Raw genomic sequence first — 20,179 nt, forward strand, 5'->3', positions numbered from 1 at the left:
CTCTGAATGGGGTCCTGGTCTTGGGCGCGTCAGTTAGGCGCTGTTAATAAGCGGGCGCCAATCTGTGAGGGCAAGGAGCTTGCTGGGAGAGCGCAACCCGGGCAAGGGCTTAACAGCCAATCTTCCTTCGCGCCGACAACACTCCCGGGATGCTACACTTAGATTTCGCGAATTTCGTGATAACCCGCGGCCTCATCAATGAGGCGCGTCATATCCGTACGTTCGAGCTGCTTGGCGACAATTCCGGCGCGGTTCGCAATTGTGCGCTGAGTGGCCTTTAAGAGCCCGGCATCTTGGGCGCGCGCAAAGACCTCGCAGACCTTTCGGAGGAAGTTCGGCGTGTAGCCAAACGCCCTAATGCCTTGCTTGGTGCGGAACTCGATCTGGCGGGCTACCACAAGGAGATCTTCACCGACAAAAGGCTTCAAATTCGCGACAGTCAAGAAAGCCGGGAGATCGGCGCCGTTTCGATAATACTGACGCCCTTTGGGTGGCCGGATACGACCCAGCCCCACCATGAAGCCACCGTGAGTAATCACACGCTGCCCATCATCGAGGACGGCGACTTCGATCTCGATGTCTCCAAATCGAAGGAGACCTTGATGCGTCGCCTGCGGTAAATGACTCGCCCAACGGGCCTTGGCGGCCTTCCGAGCAATTTCCCGTCGCTCGTCGCCCGAGAGCGCGGCCGCCCTTGCGGTGCCGCCAGCGGCACGGGCGGGAACTCCCCAGACCACCTTCCACCGTGTTCTCCGCCCCTCGTTGTCGTGGTCTAGACTTGCTCTTCTACGCGTACTCATACTTCAGGAATATGATCGGATCAGAAAGTTGCAACTACGGCATACAGAAAAGACGGACCATGTTAAGCGATGGTCCGCGCCAATGTCACGCGGTGAGTAAAGCCGGATCATTTAAGACGGTCTTGACGCGTGCGGGGGAGGAGCAGTGCCAGACTGCCGTGCAGAAGGCTTTGAGCATCACATCGCTACACCGAATTTGAGGAACCGGTCGAAACGTTGCTAAGATAGCTTGAGCAACGCTGAGCGCCTGATAAGCATCCCGTTCTTGAAAGAGCTTTGGACCAAGGAGGCTTCCCAGCAATCCGCCCCAAAAGCTGTGCTTGTGAGCACGCACTAGGACACCCTTCTTGCCCACGGAGATCCAACAGGCGTCTCCGCTCTCCAGTAAGATTGTCGCGTCGTGGCCAAACTTCTCATTAATGTAGAGCAGGCGCGGCATCAGTCATGGCCCTTAAGCTTCCTGCGAACTGCGAATCCACGCCAGATATTCCCCTCAATGCGCGCTTAGAGTGTATCCACCAATGAAAGCGCTGGAGAGCGTGAAGGGGGCCACGCGGGTAAAGGGTGTGAACGAATTGGAGCGCATCTGGTAACATCGCGGCGAATGCGCCGATTGCAATCGCCCAAATCGATCTTTCCGTCGCAAACAACCAAAGCGCAAGGCCAAATCCGGCGCAGGCATCAATCCCGATGATTGCAAAATCCCTCAGCGTTGCGCTGCTCAAGGACAAGCGGCGATTGTCAGCACCTTTGCCAAGACTTATCGAGCGAAGTGGATAGTCCCAGTGCGGAATTGCATCAATCGCAAAATGGCTTGCAAACCCCGCGATTGCCGCTGCTGCCGGATTCAAAGGAAACAGGCTTGCGATAGCGCCGCCGACGATAGCATGCGTACTCAAAATCATATGATGAGACATCCACTTCAGGGGATGATTGGTATGGTAACGAATAACGCATTCACTTTGCTCTTATAGAAGCAAACGCCTTGAAATAGAAACGCCAACGCGAGAGATGGTCAGGTCTTCCCTCCCTCACACCACCTTGGCATCTCGCAACGCTGTGATCTCGTCGGCGCTGAGGCCAAACTCCTTTAGCACTTCGTCGGTCTGCTCGCCGAATTCCGGCGGCCGCGCCACCATCTTGCTCGGCGTCCGCGACAGCGTCACGGGCTGACCGACCAGGCGGATCTGGCGGCCCTGCTCGTTCGGCACGTCCTGGGCGATGCCGAGATGCTTGACCTGGGCGTCCTCGAACATCTGGTTGATGGCATAGATCGGCCCGCAGGGCACGCCGGCCTCGTTGAGCTCGCGGACCCAGGTCTCGGTCGACTTCGTCACGGTGCGCTTCTCGATCTCGGCGTTGAGCGCGTCGCGGTTCCTGGAACGGGCAGGGGCCGTCGCATAGTCGGGATGGGCATAGAGCTCCGGTGCGCCGATCGCCTGCGCGCAGCGCTCCCAGATCCGCCCACCGGTCGTGGCGATGTTAATGTACCCGTCCGAGGTCTTGAACACGCCGGTCGGGATGCTGGTCGGATGGTTGTTGCCAGCCTGCTTGGCGACCTCCTTCTCCATCAGCCAGCGCGCGGCCTGGAAGTCGAGCATGAAGATCTGGGCCTGCAGCAGCGAGGTCTGCACCCACTGACCCTTGCCGGACACCTCGCGCTCGAGCAGCGCGGTGAGGATGCCCATGGCGCAAAACAGGCCGGCCGTCAGGTCGGCGACGGGAATGCCGACCCGCATCGGGCCTTGGCCCGGCGCCCCGGTGATAGACATCAGCCCGCCCATGCCTTGCGCGATCTGATCGAAGCCGGGTCGCTTGTGATAGGGGCCGTCCTGGCCGAAGCCGGAGATGCTGCCATAGACGATGCGCGGATTGATCTTGGCGAGGCTGTCATAGTCGATGCCCAGCTTCTTCTTCACGTCGGGCCGGAAATTCTCGACCACGACATCGGCCTTGGCGGCGAGGCGCTTGAACACGGCGAGCCCGCGCTCGTCCTTCAGGTTCAGCGTCATGGCCCGCTTGTTGCGGTGCAGATTCTGGAAGTCGGAACCTCGCCGGGGTCCGCCGGGCTGCTCGCCGCCGCTGTCCTCGGTCAACGCGTCGATCTTGACGACATTCGCGCCCCAGTCCGCCAGTTGCCGCACGCACGTCGGCCCGGAACGGACGCGGGTCAGATCGAGCACGGTGAAGCGCGACAGGGCTTCCGAGGCATGCGGAAAGGGCATCTTGAAAGGCTCCGGGACAGATTGCTGGCCTACCATAGTGCCGAAAGGTCACGCGACAAGTCCGGCCCGACGCCGATCCCGCCTGCCGAAATGCCATGCCTGATGCGGTGCCTGTAAGGTCAGCGCGACAGACGCTTCAGCTCGACGCGCGCCTGCGCGGCCAGGGGATCGTCGGGGTGGCGTGCGATGAAGAGTTCAAGGGCTTCCCGCGTTCCCTTCCGGCGCGCGGCTTCGTATTCCTCTGCCACCGCAACAGCGGGGTCGCGGGCCATCGGCATCACGGGCGCGCGCACCGCCTTGCCCTTGTCGTCGGCCTTGGCCTTCTCCACCATGACAGGCAGTCCTCCGAAGAGTTGATGGCTCAGTCCGGCGAGCGCGAGCAGGGCGCCAAGCAGGCGAGCTGGGAATCGAGGTCGTGTCATGAGACCCTGCAAATTGCGGGTGTTCCGGGAACCCAGACTCTTGTTCGCGCCCGTATGACTACGGGTTATGATGGCTAACATACTCTTATCGAAGCGGCAGGCACGCCACTGCCCCATTTAAACCAAACGTTTAACTCTCAGGCTAGAATCATACGCCTTCGCCGCGAATCACGCCCAATGCGTTGCTCTGGAGAGTCAATTGGCCACCGCCGTCAATGTCAGTGCCACCAACAAGGCCGAGATCGACGGCCTGCTGTCCGGTTACAAATGGACCGGCACGATCACCTATAGCTTTCCCGACGTATCGAGCGACTATCCCAATCCCTATTACGGCGACGGCGAGCCGACCACGTCGGGCTTTGCCTCGGCGCCCACCCAGATCCAGGCGGCGATCAACTACGCGATCGGGCTGATCCTCGGTTACACCAACGCCAACATCCAGTACGCGGGCACGAACGGCGCCGACATCATGATCGCGCAGTCGCCGGCGGCCAATCCGACTGCTTACGCCTACTATCCTGTCAATTATGCGCCCGGCGGCGACATCTGGTTCGGTACCCAATACAATTTCTCGCTGGCCAAGCTCGGCAATTATTACTTCACGACCGCGCTGCACGAGCTCGGCCATGCCCTCGGCCTCAAGCACAGCCAGGAGGCTGGCGGCCCCGGCAACGTCGCGGTGCCGAGCGCGCATGACAGCAGCGAATACACCGTCATGAGCTATCGCAGCTATGTCGGCGCTTCGACCACGGGCGGCTACACCAACGAAGCCTATGGATATTCGCAGACCTACATGGCCAACGATATCCTCGCGCTCCAGACGATGTACGGCGCGGACTACACGACGCAGGGCAGCAACACCGTCTACACTTGGAATTCGACCACCGGACAGCAGTTCATCAACGGCGTCGGTCAGCTCGCGCCGGGCGGCGGCGTCGGCGGCTCGGCCAACCGCATCTACGAGACCGTCTGGGACGGCGGCGGCGTCGATACCTACGACCTGTCGAACTACACGACCAACCTGAGCATCAACCTCAATCCCGGCGCTTCGTCGGTGTTCTCCTCCGTGCAACTGGCCTATCTCGGCAACGGCCATTATGCATCGGGCAACGTCTACAACGCCTATCTCTACAACGGGGACACGCGCTCCTACATCGACAACGCCATCGGCGGATCCGGCAACGACACCATCATCGGCAACGCCATCGCCAATACGTTGAACGGCGGCGGCGGCAACGACACGATCACGGGGGGGGCCGGCAACGACACGATCACCGGCGGCGCCGGCACCGACACCGCGGTGTACTCGGGCAGCCGGTCCAACTACACATTTTCGTACAACGCTGCGACGCAGACCCTCACACTGGTCGACCTGCGCTCAGGCTCTCCTGACGGTATCGATACGGTGATGGCGATCGAGTATTTCCAATTCGCCGACGGTTCGGTTGCGAGCTCAATGTTGGGCGGAATCACGGTCGAGTCGTTCGGTTCGACCAGTCTCGTTCAGGTCGGCAGCGATTATTTCTTCGAGCCGATTGGGGGAGGAACGAGGCTAGAATTCAGCTACGGAGGATCTCACGTCGCGCAAGGGCAGTTTGGCACTTGGTCTCCGATCGGGGTGGAAGCGATTTCAGGCGGCTATCAGGTGGCTTGGAAAAGTGGATCACAGTTCACGGTGTGGTATACAGATAGCAGTGGCAACTACACCTCAAACGCGGGGTTGCTTGCGGCGTACAGTAGCAGTTTGGAATCTTTCGAGACAAGCTTTCATCAAGATCTGAATGGAGATGGCAGTATCGGGATTCCCGCCGTGGCGGGAACGATAATTGAGTCACTAGGCTCGACCAGCCTCGTGCAGATAGGCGACAATTATTTCTTCAACCCGGTAGCGGGAGGGACAGGCGTACAATTCGGTTACAGTGGAAGTCCTGTTACCCAAGGACAGTTTGGTGGGTGGTCTCCGATCGCGGTGGAGGCGATTTCGAACGGTTATGAGGTGGCGTGGAAGAGCGGCTCGCAGTACACCGTCTGGTATACTGACAATAGCGGCAATTACACCTCAAACGCCGGAGTGTTTGCGGTCAATAGCACGACCCTAGAGTCTTTGGAGACAAGTTTTCATCAAGACTTGAATGGAGATGGCACAATCGGACTTCCTTCCGGCTCGTCGGTGACGACAATCGAGTCGTTCGGTTCGACCAGTCTCGTCCAGGTAAGCAGCAATTATTTCTTCAACCCTGTAACGGGAGCAACGGGGCCAGAATTCGGTTACGGAGGAAGTCCTGTTACCCAAGGTCAGTTTGGTGGGTGGTCTCCCATCGGGGTAGAAGCGATTTCGAACGGCTATGAGGTGGCGTGGAAGAGCGGCTCGCAATATACTATCTGGTATACGGATAATAGCGGTAACTATACCTCGAATGCGGGGGTATTGGCCTCCACTGATCCCAGCTTGGAGCTTTTTGAGACCAACTTTCATCAGGACCTGAATGGCGATGGTACGATAGGGGCCTCCGCGCACGCTCCCCTGCAGTCAAATTCGCCAGTTGATGAGCACCATCTCTCTTTTTGGTCGTTCGCCACCGACAGCGTCGACGAATTCCACGAGAACGCGCTTAATCTAGCTGGTCACCACGACTACTTGATTTCCATGTAGTCTAACTGACCGCCCTTTTTATGATGGGAGCCGTAGCCATGTTGACGCGCCCACTTCAGAATAGGCTTTTCGAGCATATTGTAGGATATCCAGCAGAATACTGTGGTGCTCACCAATGCGCAAATGAGCAAAAGTAGATCCTCTAGAGTCTGCAGACGTTCTCCTCGCCCCCTTGCGAGGAAGAACAGCCCAATCACCATCGGATGGAACAGATATACAGAATAAGAGATCGTCCCAAAAAACTGGAGTGGTGCGCAGTGAAGCACTCGAAGCCTCCGGTGATCCCTGTTCAAGACGATGAGTAAAATTGCAGTCCCATACAACAGACCAAGATACAAGTGCCCCCAATAATACATCGTATCTGCGGGTTGCTTTGAGTAAAGGACGAGGAACAAGGGGATCGTCCCCACCCAGAGAGCCAGAACAAATGTGATCAGGGGCCTGCGCCTGTTCAGCCACGCGAGACTTTGTTCTCGCCTAAATGCCAAGGCGATCAATCCTCCCAGACAAAGCTCATCAAGTCGTAGCAATGTGTTCACATAAGGAGCAAAGAGATACTCGGGATACTTGAGATGAAAATATGCACGCGCAGCAGCTGAGATCGCGCCGGTCGCATAAAGAATGATCCTCAGACGGGACACTGGTGTTAGATAGACGACAACAGGGAAGACCAGGTAAAATTGCTCTTCGATGGCAACTGACCAAGTGACGCTAGAGGCGCTCGGCCCCCATTCATTGTGAAACGACATATACCAATTTTGTAGGAATAGAAGGTAAGTGAAGGGACCTATGTCTGTATTGAAATAGGTATTTGGGGGAAGAAACAACGTAAACCCCCAAAAGACCACGAGCAGTAAGAGATAGGGGGGCAATATCCTCGCTGCCCGACGCAGGTAAAACGTCGCGAAGTAGTTCCGTTTCTCTCGTTTATCGACAAGAATTCCGATAATTAAAAAGCCGGAGAGCACAAAGAACAGATCTACCCCCGTGCGACCGAAGACCAGGATGCTAGAGAGCCACGTGGATGCGATGCCTAGGCTGGGTGAGATGATAGCTCCAATGAAATGCCATAGAAGGACCATCAGCACTGCGACGCCTCTGATGCCAGTTAGCTCGACGATGTGCTGTTCGGAGGAAAGAATTGCGTTCCTCATGATCCTTCCCCCAAAAAAAGTTTAGGTGGCTATTAGCTCCATTTCGATCGGGTGATACATCCAACGGCGCAATGGAGGGGGCTCGGTTGCAGAAAGGCCTCGACGTTGGGCCACGTGGGGTCGACCTGGCGCCTGTACTCTTCGATGAACGACTGGCGATGAGGTTCTTTCCATTCGACACCTCCCGACTCATTGAGGCCATTGCAGTTTTCCACCCATTCGCAGGACCGTAGGGCACTCCAGGTCTCCTAAGCCAACAAAGGTATCTGTGTCTTGGGAAGAATTGAATTGGATCTCTGCGATGATGTCCACTGGGCGGTCGATTGTAGTCGTCAGAGAGCTTCCGCCACCATCAAGAGCCGCCTATCCGGTTGCGCTGCGCCAGGAGGAAGCGCCACGTCCGACTGAAAGTGCTTTCACCCGTCCAATCGGTTGGTAGTGCTAGTGTCCACACATCATTGAGGAAGTCATAATTAGAACCGGCCACAACCCAAAGTTTATCAGAGAATACAAGGGCTGAATGCGCCATTCGGGGTGTCCACGCTTTGTTTGCAAGGTAGGGGTACCATGTTGCTCCGTCCTTCGAGTACCAAATCTCATTTGATCCCGACCGGGTCGATGGAATCAGCCCTCCCATAGTCCATAGAGCGCCGCGAAACGATGTGCTGGCTGACCAGATTCGGCCAGGCCATTCCGCCATCGCTGTTCTTCTAGTCCAGGAATGACCATCGCGGCTACTCCACACGTCTTGGTAAGCGACGGCTCGCTTGCCCCAATTTCCTCCCCCCAACATCCAAATCTGTCCTTCGTGAACAACGCCGTTGTGGAACGCACGGGGTTGCCAAGGTGCATGCTGAAGGGCCTGCGTCCAGGTTGTCCCATTGTCAGTGACCCAGACGTCGTTGAAGTTTGAATCTGTGCCTTCGTTTCTCGGATGGCGAGCGCCGCCGAGCAGCCAAAGCCTTCCGGAAAAAGATACGAGTGCGCCGCCTCCGCGTGGGGACCATTCTGCCTCACCAACTCGGGTCCAGCTTCGGCCGTCCTGAGATGACCAAATTTCAGCGACTGGCGTAAAGGTGTCGCCTTCTTGAGAGAAGCCGGCCATTCGCCAAAGTCGTCCTGCGAATGCAATGACCATCGATTGAACGGTCGGTCTCCATGGAGCTTGATCCAGCTCCTTAATCCAGGTCAAACCGTCTGATGAGCTCCAGCAATCCCCGAGACCCTGGGGTATCTTGGCCGGAGTGCCTCCAATTAGCCAAATTCGGTTTTCGTGAACCACGAGTGCTGCGTTGTCCCTGGGGGGCCAGGGAGCAGCCGCTCTTACTTCTGTCCAAGACGAGTCGGGCGTGGGGCGATAGGAGGCGAGCCCAACGGCCCCGCCTATGAGCCCTCCGACGACTATGAGTCGTCGGGTGGGGGGGCGAGGTTTCATCACGCTGACACCATTGTCCTGTCCGCTGTCTAGATCAAGAAAGTTATAGCAATTTCAAGCGAGTGGATATAGTTCGATGGGTGGAAAAACAGACACCTCACTTGCTTTGCACAGGTGGATGCTGTTAGAGAAAAAGCTATCTCTCATCCGCCTTTTGTTGTGGCGAAACCATGTCTTCTAAAAGGCTGAGGTAAGAGCGGCCATGATCAGGTTTGGCCTACAAAGGCTGTGGAGCATAGCAAACCATCATGCGGATTTGCTGGGCGACGAGAGCGTCAAGGGAGCTGCCCGCGCCACCGTTCGTAGCAACGTATCTGGGCGGGCTGAAGCAAAGAGAAGTTCTCGCGCTGCCTTCTGTTGCGGCCATTGGTCTGGTTCGCACGTTTGACTAATCCTCGACTGGCGCAGTCCCTCATCGCGTCGGGATTTGGTCCACTCGCGTCGCAGGCTTTCTCCATCGCGCTTGTTCCTATTTTGTTTCGGCTCTATTCGCCGTCTGATTTCGGCGTCTGGGCCGCAATCCAAGCCGTGGCGATAATCGTGGGCTCGCTGCTCTCGTTTCGCTTTGACGTGGCTCTAGTGATCGAGCGAGATTCCGTGGCCGCGAGTCGTCTCTTCCTGGCCACGATAGGTGTCGTTTGTGTTATGTCGCTAGTGCTGGGCGCCGTCATTGGCATATTCATGAAGTCCATTCAACAGTTCGGAATCGGGCCGACGCCTGTAGCCTTGGGTTGGGGCTGGTTGTCGCTCGTGGGGCTCGCAGTCGTACTCCAGGCCTGGTTGATGAGGGAGGGGGCGTTTGCTCGAATCTCGACGGGCGTTGTGCTGAATGCGATCACAGCTAATCTCGTCCAGCTTGGAGGAGGCATTAGCGGCGATGGCGTGTGGCTGGTCGTTGGAAGTGTTGTTGGGCAGGCAGCTGCTACGCTGTTCTATGTTCATAGCGTTCAACGCTCCGCTGAGCGGCCGGCCTTTTCGATGGATGTCAGTGGCATGATGGCTGCCTTGATCCGCAACAGGCGCTTCCCGCAGTTCTCGCTGCCCTTCACGGTCCTTTCCTTACTACGCGAGCGAGCGCCTATTTTCATAGTCGCAGCATTCAGCACGGCTTCGCTTGTTGGTCTCTACAGCCAAGCTTGGAGATTGACGCATCTTCCGTCCGCATTCACCAGTGCGTCTTTGAGACCCGTGTTCTTTCACCGCGCAGCGACGGAAGGACTTGCCTCTCTAGGTGAGGCGGTCGACCGGATCATACGATGGCTGCTCATCGTGAGCAGTCCATGGATTGCCCTGCTCGTGTTTGGAGGAGACGAGCTCTTCATGCTCGTTCTCGGATCTCGATGGCAGGGCGCAGGGTGGCTTTCCGCAATGCTCGTGACGCCTGCGTCTCTCTTCATGATGACGAATTGGATGGATCGACTGCTCGATTCCATTGGTCGTCAGGATCTCAATCTGAGGCTCGAGGCCGTTGCATCAATCAGCTCTGTCGGTTCTCTTTGGGCGATGTTGGCTTCGGGGCGATCGTTGATCGAAGCCGTCGCCTTGCAAAGCACGATGCTGACCTTGAGCTACCTCGCGTTTCTCTGGGTTTGCTATGGTGCCGCGGGCTGGTCCCGTTCAGGATTGCTGAGATCGATTGCTATTGCCGGAGTTCTTGGAGCGATGGTCTATGTCATGCTTACCATACTCGGGCAGCTGCTTGCACCAGCGGCAGTGATTGTCTCGGGCGCCACGTTGGGGGGGGGCATCACAGCCATTGCCTTATTGAGAGCTAAGAGGGATCTGCGATGATCACTATCGTTGACTACGGCGTCGGAAATCCTGGTGCTCTCGTCAATATATTCGAGTTTATCGGATACGAGGCGCGAATCGCTAATCAGGCCTCGGCTATTCTTGAAGCTAGTCACCTGCTGTTGCCCGGAGTCGGTGCGTTCGATGCAGCCATGCGGCGGCTGCGCGATTCAAATCTCATCCCGGCACTCGAGAAGGCTGCTTTTGGGCAAAGAATCCCATTGCTGGGGGTTTGTCTCGGCATGCAGCTGCTCGGCCGCGGCAGCGAAGAGGGAGCTACCAAAGGACTCGGCTGGATCCCTGCCAATACTGTCCGAATGCGGCCCGACCCTGCACTCAAGCTCAAGGTGCCGTTCATGGGATGGGCGGATATCGAAGCCGCGCCGCGCGCGAGATTATTCGACGGTGGCGGCGAGCTTCGCTTCTACTTTACCCACAGCTATCGCATGGAATGTGACTATGCCGGCGATGTTGCTGCGACCTATCAGTTTGATCAGCCTGTTGTTTGCTCTGTGCAGCGCGATAATATTTATGGAGTTCAGTTCCATCCAGAGAAGAGCCACCGGTTTGGCATGAAGCTGCTCAGCAATTTCGTCGAGAGATCCGCAGTATGAGACCCCGCGTCATTCCGGTTCTGTTGCTTGATAGCCGCCGTCGCCTTGTGAAGACGCGCCGTTTTGGTGAACCGGTCTATGTCGGCGATCCCTTCAATGTCATTCGCATCTTCAATGAAAAGGAGGTAGATGAGATCTGCTTGCTCGATATCAACGCAACGGTTGAGAACAGGCGGCCGGACGTTGGTTTCATTCGCGAGCTCGCGGGAGAGTGCTTCATGCCGCTGAGTTACGGTGGCGGTGTGACGTCTGTCGCGGATGCGACGCCTATATTCGCGGCGGGCGTTGAAAAAGTGGTCCTTGGTCGTGCGGGAGCGGACACGAGCGCGATCAGGGCGCTTGCCAATGATTTTGGATCCCAAGCTGTGACGGTCTGTGTCGACTGCACGCGTGCGAACGGCGCGTGGCGAGTCGCACTGGACCGTCGTCGTGTCGTTACCGATCTCGATCCTGCCACCTATGCAAAGGCAGCTGAAGCTTCTGGTGCTGGTGAAATCTTGCTGCAAAATGTGGATCGCGACGGAGAGCGCGGCGGCTATGACCTGACCCTAATCTCCCAAGTCTCACGCGCCGTCGAGGTGCCGTGTGTTGCGCTCGGAGGCGCCGGTGAACTGCAGCATCTGGCGGAAGGACTGGCGGCAGGCGCCAGCGCTGTAGCTTCTGGAAGCGCTTTCGTTTTTGTTGGTCGCCTTCGAGCCGTCCTTATCACCTATCCTTCAGGCAGCGAGATACAGCGTCTGCATGCAGGTCTTGAAAGGGGCGTTTGATGCGGCAGAACAACCGAAGTTATCAAGTGTGTTCATACTGCGTGATGGATAACACCAATCCGGGAATCACCTTCGACAGCAACGGACAGTGCAACTGCTGTCGTGACGCCCTCACACGCAAGCCTCACGAATGGTGGCCAAACGACGAGGGGCAAGCGCGCTTAAGCGCGATCATCGACAACGTTCGAAACGAGATGAAGAATAGGCCGTATGATGCCATCATAGGGCTGAGCGGTGGGGTGGACAGCGCTTATGTGGCGCATCTGCTGACAAGGGAATATGGTCTTCGCCTCTTAGCGGTGCATGTAGATGGCGGCTGGAACACACAAGCCGCTGTTCGAAATATCGAATTGCTGGTGAGGAGCTTAGGCATTGATTTGCATACCGAGGTGATCGAGTGGGAGGAAATGCGCGATCTCCAGCTGGCGTATCTCCGTGCCTCGGTTATCAATCAAGATGCGCCCCAAGATCATGCATTCTTTTCCACCCTCTACAGGTTGGCCAAAAAGTACGGCCAAAAGTATTTCTTTAGCGGAGTTAACTTTAGCAGCGAGAGCATCCACATCCCTGCAGGTGGTTATCCAGCGATGGATGCACGCAATCTGAGGGCGATCCATCGCACACATGGCGCAATTCCGTTGCGAACTTTTCCAGTCATGAGTTCGCTTCAGTATCTTTGGCTAGTGAAATTCCGAAGGCAGGTGCAAATAGTGAAGCCGCTCAACTATCTGCCCTACGATAAAGAGGCTGCCAAGCGCTTGTTGATACAAACTTACGGCTTCTTGGATTACGGCAGCAAGCATCACGAAAGTCGATTTACGAAATTCTATCAAGAGATCTATCTGCCGGCTCGCTACTCTTTCGATAAGCGTAGGCTGCATTATTCAGCCCTAATAGTTGCGGGACAAATCACCCGTGACCGTGCCATGCAAGAGCTAAGTATTCCTTTGATATCCGAAGCGCAGGCGATGAGAGATAAGCGGTTCGTCGCAAAGAAGCTCGGAATTGAACTCTCGGAGCTGGAACGCCTGATGGCTTTGCCAGCCATTCCACACGAGCACTATTCAAACAACGCCGCGCTCTACAGGCTGAACCACGCTTTGCGAAGACTGGTTCCGAGGTTCTCATGATTATCTCATTAGCTTACGTCGTGGCCGCTTTAGCAATTTATGGCGCAGCGCTCTATCTGTTGTACCGATTGGAGCCTCGTATAACTGCGTCTTCGATTTTGATCTGCTTCCTATTTTTGGTATACGGTCCAGCTTATATCGCCTACATGCTGTTCCGCAGGCCGATCTCGGCGGTCGATTACCTGATTTCCAATTCGGTTGATTTCGACCGGGTGGTCATTGATCTGAATCTTTCCATCGCGCTGATGTTCATTTCTGTAATTGCAGGAATGGAGCTTTTAAACGTGTTGATGGCTAGCTCGGTCTCGAAGATGCGGGTAAATCTTGGGACGTGGAACGAACAGTCACTGACGTCATCATCACAGAGGTCGTTGGCGCTGTTCAGCATTGTCCTCGCGCTCGCGATTTTCATGGGATGGACATCGTACCGAGAGGGTCACCTTCAGATCCTGTCGGGATATCTCTCCGTGCCAGGGGACGAATTTGCTAAGATCGCTTACCGCCAGCAGTACGGTGGAAGCCAAAGCTACCTTTACAATTGTATCGCGGCTTCCATCGCGCCGATGATGATAGTCTGGGGAGCTCTCGCAGGATGGACGCAGCGATGGTGGCTTCTGCTAACGGCGACCGCTTTGCTCGCTATGATGACCCTCTTGGCAAAGCTCGAGACGCTCAATAAGGCTCCTACCGCCTTGTTTCTTCTTCAGCTCGGATTCGTAGGTTATCTATTGTTTCGAAACAATCTGAACTGGCGCATTGCAGTCGGAGGCCTCGCGGTAACCATATTGATTTTTGTTCCGATATTTCAGCTGGCAATTCCGGGTATGAATGCGACGGAAGCGCTTGGGTTCTTCTATTATCGAGCGTTCGATTATTCAAACGCGGCGCTGCTGGAGTACTTTGGAGCGTTCCCTTGGAAGCTTCATCACATGTGGGGAGCCAACATCCGATGGGTCGCCACGCTGTTGAACTGGAGTTGGACCCCATCTTACGACGTCGTAGCGAGGCTTTGGCGGTCGGCCGAAGGGACGCATACGACTGCTATGTTTATTGCAGATGCATGGGTCGACTTTTCCTATGCGGGCGTGGTCATATACAGTATGATCGCGGGTGGGATCTGCCGCGTTATAGATGCGTTCTTTCTCAGGGAGGGAAAGACTGCGGTAGCGGTGGCGGCTCTGGCCGCTGCGTTCATTGGGATCTACAACTTAATGATCTCAGCGCTTCCAACTTCGATTCTGTCCGGCGGATTGGGATTGCCGTTGATTGTCGCCCTCTTGCTTGGAATTAGCAAACGCTTGAGGCGCGAGGAACGTGGCGAGCGGGCCGAGGCTGCGCCTTTTGTCTTGGAAAGTGGGACGGGCAGCTAATGCCGACTGGATTGCCCATACGCTTTCTTGATGTCTTGATGGGATGGAAGGCCTGGAGGTCAGGCGCGGTTTCGGTCGGAAACGGAACCTCGTTAGTTTGGCGCCGGCTTCGTCGTGTTCATGGCAATCGACTTAGGATTGGCGAAGACTCGATTGTCCACGCGAACATCATTTTTGAAAACCGGGGGGGCGACGTTCTAATCGGCGATCGGACATATGTTGGCTCATCCACCGTGATTTGCTTTCGGCAGATTTCCATTGGAAATGACGTGCTCGTTTCTTGGGGCGCAACAATCGTTGACCACGATTCGCACAGCCTTGAATGGGATCTGCGTCGGAACGACGTGCGCGAATGGTCGCGCAATCGAAAAGACTGGTCTCACGTACCCAGCGCGCCAGTGGCAATCGCCGATAGGGCGTGGGTGGGATTCAATGTCACAATATTGAAGGGAGTGACGATCGGGGAAGGTGCTGTTGTTGCCGCGTGTTCCGTTGTTACGCGAGATGTTCCGCCCTATGCTCTCGTTGCGGGAAATCCGGCCCGGGTGATTCGTATGCTGAGTAACGGTGACAAGGCCGAACTTTAGCAATGAGGATTTTCCAAAACAACGGTCTCTCGCGCGGATTCCGAAGCTACCGTTCCAAGCCGAACCGTGATCCGTTCCGCCAACAGATTCTTGAGTTCCTGCGCACTCGGTTCGCTGCCTTGCATATTCTGTCTCCGGTTCTGGAGGGCGATGCACGTGCGTTCTATACAAACGGCGATGATGAGCGATTGCAGACAGCTTGGGCGCGAGAGCAAGGTTTCCAAACGAGCGATTTGACGAAGATACTTCTTGCTCAGATCGAGCACCACAATGCCGAGGTCTTCTACAATCTCGATCCCATGCTATATGGGTCCGATTTCGTAAAGAAAATGCCGGGGTGTGTCAGACAAGCGATATGCTGGCGTGCGGCACCCTCAGGCAATGTAGACTTAAGCGAATACGACCTTGTCGTCTGCAATTTTCCCTCGATCCTGAAGGATTGGGAGCGGAGGGGATGTCGAGTCGCGTATTTCGCGCCTGCATACGATCCTTCGATGAGCGAATATGCGGGTGAGACGATCAAATCGCTGGATTTGATATTCGCTGGAGGTTTTTCGCGCCATCACATCGGGAGGTCGGCGATATTGAATGTGGCGGCTAACCTCCAGGGCGTTAAGTCGCGCTTCCATCTCGAGCAGGGCCGACTGACGCGTATTGCGAATGCGTTGCCGTTTGTTCCTTTCCTGAGCAAGTTCGCGTACCCACGTCAAGTCGCAGTGCGGGCTAAGAGACCTCTCTACGGGCGAGAAATGTACTCGGCATTCGCGAGCGCGAGGATCGTCCTGAACGGGGCGGTTGATATGGCGGGAGCCGACCGTGGAAATATGCGCTGTTTTGAAGCAACTGGTTGCGGTTCAGTCCTGCTGACGGACGCCGGCAACTACCCGGAAGGGTTCGTGGATGGAGAAACGATGGTGACCTATTCAGCCCCCGAAGAGATTCCAGCGCTGGTTCATCGACTGCTGTCCGATCCATCTTGGGCATTGTCGATCGCGGAGGCCGGACACGCCATGGTGAAGAGTCTGTACAGCAAGACAAGACAATGGGATCGCTTCCAGGAACTAGTCTAGTGAAATTGGCTACGGGCTCGCGCTCATGAATGCTGCAGTAAAAGGTACCTGGGAAGACGCCGTGTGCTGGCTCCGCAAACAACCGGAGCAACAGCAGCTCGTCTTAGACGCCTTCTATGACGATCCGCTCATCGCAGCAGCCGAGCGGTACTTCTATTCTTCCGAGTGGCAAGAGATATCACGCCTCCTGTCCGGCAGGTCGGGCAGGGCGCTGGATGTTGGCGCGGGGCGGGGGATAGCGAGCTATGCCTTGGCTCGCGATGGATTCGAAGTCACTGCGCTCGAGCCTGATCCGAGCGCAATTGTTGGGGCTGGCGCTATCCGCAATCTCGCGGCGGAAAGCCGGCTCGGCATCGAAGTCGTGGAACAATTTTCGGAGCACCTACCCTTCACCGACGCAACTTTTGATGTGGTGTTTGCGCGCGCCGTCCTTCACCACACTCGTGACCTTGAGAACGCTTGCAGCGAGATGTATCGGGTGCTCAAGCCAGATGGCTTGCTGATAGCTGCAAGAGAACACGTGATCACCAAGGATGCGGACCTGCCTAGGTTTCTTGCGCTGCATCCATTGCACCATCTATATGGGGGAGAACATGCGTTTCGGTTAGATCGATATCTGGCCGCGCTAAGACAAGCAAAATTCCGTTCTATTGAGGTGCTTTTGCCGCTCAAGAATCCCATCAATCTCTACCCCTATACGATCGATCGAATTCGCGAAGAGGTCATCACAAAATGCTCGCGCAAGCTTCCTATTGCCCCACTCTTGCGGGCTGTGACTCCACGAATGTTGATTGAAGCGACTTTATCGGTTGCTAGCCGTTTCGATAATCGACCCGGTCGACTGTATACGTTTGTCGCCTATAAGTAGGCGCTCAATCTTGTTCGTCCTCCTTGGAGGATGGGCGCTGTCGAGGATCTGTGAGGTTTGCGGCCCGGCGCTGTTGAGCCAATCCCTTCTTGAGAATGCTGTGGAAAGGCCTATGCTGTCAAACGAGCTGTTGGGGTCGGGAAAAAGTTCATGAATCCCACCGATCTCAAAGTGCGATGCTATTGCCGACGGACATAGCAGGCACATGAGCGCCGCTACCATGCGGGGCGTCGAACTGCCAATGCCAATGGCTACTCAGGCTCGTCCGTGTGGTGGCAGTCGAGCTTTCATGAGTCCTGTCGGATCCCATGGCTCTCTCCCCCTGCACTTGTCGTTGGAGCTTGGGAGGCTGACGATGTCCGAGCGCTCTGGCTGAGCGACGGCTGCTCAGAGGAGCGCGACTCCGCCGCTCTCCGAGATCAATTTGCTCCTTTGACATACAAAAATGATTTGGCCCACAGCCTGATTTAGTAATCCTGGAATGGCCGTCCGGCAAACTAAGTTTGAGCTCCGATTCATTTGGTCGGGTTGACGGAATGCGCGGAGCGACATGGATCAGCTTTTCACGCCTAGGACTTGATCTAAAAGGGGTATCTCGAATATAGACGATCGTAGGTCCGACCACCGGGCGCAAAGGAAAGGATCGCTGAATGATCAGGTTTGGCCTGCTCGGATGCGGGCGTATCGCCAAGCGTCACTCGGAGTTGTTGGGGAGTGGCCAAATCGAGGGCGCGCGGCTCGTTGCGGTCTGCGATTCGATCAAAACTCGCGCCGATGCTGTTGCTGCGAAATTTGCAGTTCCGGCCTACGACGATTTGAACGAGTTTCTCGCGCAAGCCGACATGGATGCCGTCGCGGTCCTGACGCCGAGCGGCATGCATGCCGAGCACGCCATCGCCTGTGCGCGCGCCAGCAAGCACGTCGTCGTTGAGAAACCGATGGCGCTTCGGTTGCAGGACGCCGACGACATGATCCGCGCCTGCGACGAGGCCGGCGTTAAGCTGTTTGTCGTGAAGCAGAACCGATTCAACGTCCCGGTCGTGAAAGCGCGTGAGGCGCTGGACGCCGGTAGGTTCGGCCAACTCGTCCTCGGCACCGTGCGGGTGCGATGGTGTCGGGACCAGGCTTATTACGATCAGGACGCTTGGCGTGGCACCTGGGCATATGACGGCGGCGTGCTCACGAATCAAGCCAGCCATCACATCGACATGCTGGAGTGGTTTTTCGGTGACGTGGTGAGCGTTCATGCCCGGTCAACGACGGCTCTGGTGAAGGTCGAAACTGAAGACACTGCTGTCGCGACCCTCAAGTTTCGCAACGGTGCGCTGGGGATTATCGAGGCGACAACAGCGGTTCGTCCAAAGGACCTTGAGGGGTCCCTCTCTATCCTCGGAGAGAAAGGCACTGTGGAGATCGCGGGCTTCGCGGTCAATCAGATCAGGCACTGGAATTTCGTTGATGCGCTGCCAAGCGATAAGGTTGTCGTCGAGAAGTTCTCGGTCAATCCGCCCAATGTTTATGGATTTGGCCATCAGGCCTATTATCAGCACGTCGTGGATTGCTTATTGCATCAGCGCGCCGCGCTGGTCGACGGCCTGCAAGGCCGCAAGAGCCTCGAACTGATCTCGGCCCTGTACGAGTCGATCGAGACCGGGCAGGAGGTTGCGCTTCGCTTTGAGCCTCGACGAAGCCGGCTCGGGGTGCTCTCGTGAGCGGCAAGCCGCAAGTGCACAAGGTCGGCATGCGCGACGTCAAATTCGGTGAGCGCATCAAATTGGTCGAGCCCTGCAATCTCTACGGCTGCGAGATCGCGGATGACTGCTTCGTCGGGCCCTTCACCGAAATCCAAACCGGCGCCATGATCGGCGCGCGGACCCGAGTGCAGTCGCATGCTTTTGTTTGCGAGCTCGTATCGATCGGGGAGGATTGCTTCATCGGCCATGGCGTGATGTTCATCAACGATACCTTCTCGACTGGCGGGCCGGCGCGCGGGCGCCGGGAATTGTGGCGCGCGACGAAGATCGGAAATCGGGTATCGATCGGTTCAAACGCCACCATTATGCCCGTAACCATCGCCGATGATGTCGTAATCGGGGCGGGTTCGGTCGTCACGAAGGACATCACCAGGGCCGGGAGCTATGCGGGAAATCCTGCCCGTCTCCTCAAGGGCAAGAACTAGAGGTTAGCCATGCCGGTACCTTACGCGGATCTCGGGCTTCAGTACGAGTCGATCAAGGATGAGATTGATGGCGCTATCGTTGCGGTTATCCGCGATAGCGCTTTTATCCGGGGGCCCTATGTCGATGCCTTCGAGAGGGAGTTTGCGGCAGCGGCGAGCGTCAAGCACTGCGTATCCTGTGCGAACGGCACAGATGCACTATACCTCGCGATGGCGGGGCTCAAGGTCAAGCCGGGTGATGAGGTCATCACGACCGCGCACTCCTGGATATCAACATCGGCGATGATTACGCATGCTGGCGCGCAAGTCGTGTTCTGCGACACCGACGGCGAGACCTTCACGATCGACCCGGCGGCAATCGAAGCCGCGATCACGCCGCGGACCGTCGGAATCATTCCGGTGCATCTCTACGGTCAGCCCGCAGACATGGACGCGATCATGGCGATCGCGCGCAAGCATGGCCTCTGGGTCGTCGAGGACTGCGCCCAGGCGCATCTGGCGTGCTACAAGGACCGAATGGTCGGAACTTTCGGCGCGGCTGCGACGTACTCGTTCTATCCCGGCAAGAATCTCGGCGCTATGGGCGATGCTGGCGCCGTCGTCACCAACGATGCTGAACTTGCAGAGCGCATGACTATGTTGGCGCGCCACGGCGGCCTCATGAAACATCAGCATAACATTGAGGGCATCAACAGCCGGCTCGATGGGATGCAGGCAGCTATTCTTTCCGCGAAGCTGCCGCATCTCGCTGCTTGGACCCAGGCGCGACAACGTGCGGCCGCTATCTACGACGCCTGCCTCAATCAGATAGAAGATGTAAAGGTGCCGCCGGTCGCCCCCGGCCGCAGCCACGTCTATCATCTCTACACGATCCGTCACCCGCGACGCGACGCGCTAGCCGCTCATCTCAGTTCCAACGGGGTGCAAACTGCGATCAACTATCCGACCGCGCTGCCGTTTCTTGAGGCCTACAAGCGGTTCGGTCATAGCGCGCATCAGTTTCCGAATGCGTACCGTGATCAAAACAGTATTCTCTCACTTCCAATGTATGCCGAGATGACGAGGGAACAGCAGGAAATCGTTATCGATTGCATTCGCTCCTTCTAGTTGGCAT

The 20,179-nt window shown here is 56.6% G+C and carries 17 protein-coding genes; 12 read left to right on the top strand and 5 right to left on the bottom strand.

Translation table 11 applies throughout. From position 1 onward, the window contains the following. Positions 1-158: 158 nt before the first annotated feature. From AC066S_RS34815 to AC066S_RS34830, 4 genes are all read right to left on the bottom strand, one after another. Positions 159-737, bottom strand: coding sequence for a hypothetical protein (locus AC066S_RS34815; protein WP_478271750.1), 579 nt, complete (start codon positions 735-737; stop codon positions 159-161). Positions 738-1,216: 479 nt separating this feature from the next. Next, positions 1,217-1,705 carry a hypothetical protein gene (locus AC066S_RS34820; protein WP_478271751.1) on the bottom strand — a complete coding sequence of 163 codons (489 nt, stop codon included), beginning with the start codon at positions 1,703-1,705 and terminating at the stop codon, positions 1,217-1,219. A gap of 126 nt (positions 1,706-1,831) precedes the next feature. After that, on the bottom strand, positions 1,832-3,025 hold the full coding sequence (locus tag AC066S_RS34825; RefSeq protein WP_478271752.1) for a CaiB/BaiF CoA transferase family protein: 1,194 nt from the start codon (positions 3,023-3,025) through the stop codon (positions 1,832-1,834). Positions 3,026-3,144: 119 nt separating this feature from the next. Beyond that, on the bottom strand, positions 3,145-3,357 hold the full coding sequence (locus AC066S_RS34830; RefSeq protein WP_478271753.1) for a hypothetical protein: 213 nt from the start codon (positions 3,355-3,357) through the stop codon (positions 3,145-3,147). Between the two features lie 289 nt (positions 3,358-3,646). On the opposite strand from AC066S_RS34830, the gene AC066S_RS34835 reads away from it, so the two are divergent. Beyond that, on the top strand, positions 3,647-6,100 hold the full coding sequence (locus tag AC066S_RS34835) for a M10 family metallopeptidase C-terminal domain-containing protein (protein WP_478271754.1): 2,454 nt from the start codon (positions 3,647-3,649) through the stop codon (positions 6,098-6,100). On the opposite strand, the gene AC066S_RS34840 is transcribed toward AC066S_RS34835, so the two are convergent. Continuing rightward, complete coding sequence (locus AC066S_RS34840) at positions 6,082-7,254, bottom strand: acyltransferase family protein (RefSeq protein ID WP_478271755.1); 1,173 nt, start codon at positions 7,252-7,254, stop codon at positions 6,082-6,084. The genes AC066S_RS34835 and AC066S_RS34840 overlap by 19 nt on opposite strands. A gap of 1,801 nt (positions 7,255-9,055) precedes the next feature. Between AC066S_RS34840 and AC066S_RS34845 the strand changes: the two genes are divergently transcribed. From AC066S_RS34845 to AC066S_RS34895, 11 genes are all read left to right on the top strand, one after another. Then, positions 9,056-10,480, top strand: coding sequence for an oligosaccharide flippase family protein (locus AC066S_RS34845; protein ID WP_478271756.1), 1,425 nt, complete (start codon positions 9,056-9,058; stop codon positions 10,478-10,480). Next, positions 10,477-11,094 carry an imidazole glycerol phosphate synthase subunit HisH gene (hisH, locus tag AC066S_RS34850; protein WP_478271757.1) on the top strand — a complete coding sequence of 206 codons (618 nt, stop codon included), beginning with the start codon at positions 10,477-10,479 and terminating at the stop codon, positions 11,092-11,094. The genes AC066S_RS34845 and hisH overlap by 4 nt, the downstream gene beginning before the upstream one ends. After that, positions 11,091-11,861, top strand: coding sequence for a HisA/HisF-related TIM barrel protein (locus AC066S_RS34855; protein WP_478271758.1), 771 nt, complete (start codon positions 11,091-11,093; stop codon positions 11,859-11,861). The genes hisH and AC066S_RS34855 overlap by 4 nt, the downstream gene beginning before the upstream one ends. Continuing rightward, complete coding sequence (locus tag AC066S_RS34860) at positions 11,861-12,991, top strand: N-acetyl sugar amidotransferase (RefSeq protein WP_478271759.1); 1,131 nt, start codon at positions 11,861-11,863, stop codon at positions 12,989-12,991. Before AC066S_RS34855 ends, AC066S_RS34860 begins: the two co-directional genes overlap by 1 nt. Next, on the top strand, positions 12,988-14,361 hold the full coding sequence (locus tag AC066S_RS34865; protein WP_478271760.1) for a hypothetical protein: 1,374 nt from the start codon (positions 12,988-12,990) through the stop codon (positions 14,359-14,361). The genes AC066S_RS34860 and AC066S_RS34865 overlap by 4 nt, the downstream gene beginning before the upstream one ends. 38 nt (positions 14,362-14,399) lie before the next feature. Then, positions 14,400-14,948, top strand: a complete 549-nt coding sequence (locus tag AC066S_RS34870; RefSeq protein ID WP_478271775.1) for an acyltransferase — start codon at positions 14,400-14,402, stop codon at positions 14,946-14,948. 2 nt (positions 14,949-14,950) lie between these two features. Beyond that, on the top strand, positions 14,951-16,018 hold the full coding sequence (locus AC066S_RS34875; RefSeq protein WP_478271761.1) for a glycosyltransferase family protein: 1,068 nt from the start codon (positions 14,951-14,953) through the stop codon (positions 16,016-16,018). Between the two features lie 25 nt (positions 16,019-16,043). Next, complete coding sequence (locus tag AC066S_RS34880) at positions 16,044-16,886, top strand: class I SAM-dependent methyltransferase (RefSeq protein WP_478271762.1); 843 nt, start codon at positions 16,044-16,046, stop codon at positions 16,884-16,886. A gap of 650 nt (positions 16,887-17,536) precedes the next feature. Then, positions 17,537-18,598 carry a Gfo/Idh/MocA family protein gene (locus AC066S_RS34885; protein ID WP_478271763.1) on the top strand — a complete coding sequence of 354 codons (1,062 nt, stop codon included), beginning with the start codon at positions 17,537-17,539 and terminating at the stop codon, positions 18,596-18,598. Positions 18,599-18,627: 29 nt separating this feature from the next. Further along, on the top strand, positions 18,628-19,065 hold the full coding sequence (locus tag AC066S_RS34890; RefSeq protein ID WP_478271776.1) for an acyltransferase: 438 nt from the start codon (positions 18,628-18,630) through the stop codon (positions 19,063-19,065). A gap of 9 nt (positions 19,066-19,074) precedes the next feature. Continuing rightward, a complete protein-coding gene (locus AC066S_RS34895) occupies positions 19,075-20,172 on the top strand; it encodes a DegT/DnrJ/EryC1/StrS family aminotransferase (RefSeq protein WP_478271764.1) in 1,098 nt (365 codons plus the stop codon). The last annotated feature ends 7 nt before the right edge of the window (positions 20,173-20,179 follow it).

This window comes from Bradyrhizobium sp. CFUWI (assembly GCF_056429085.1).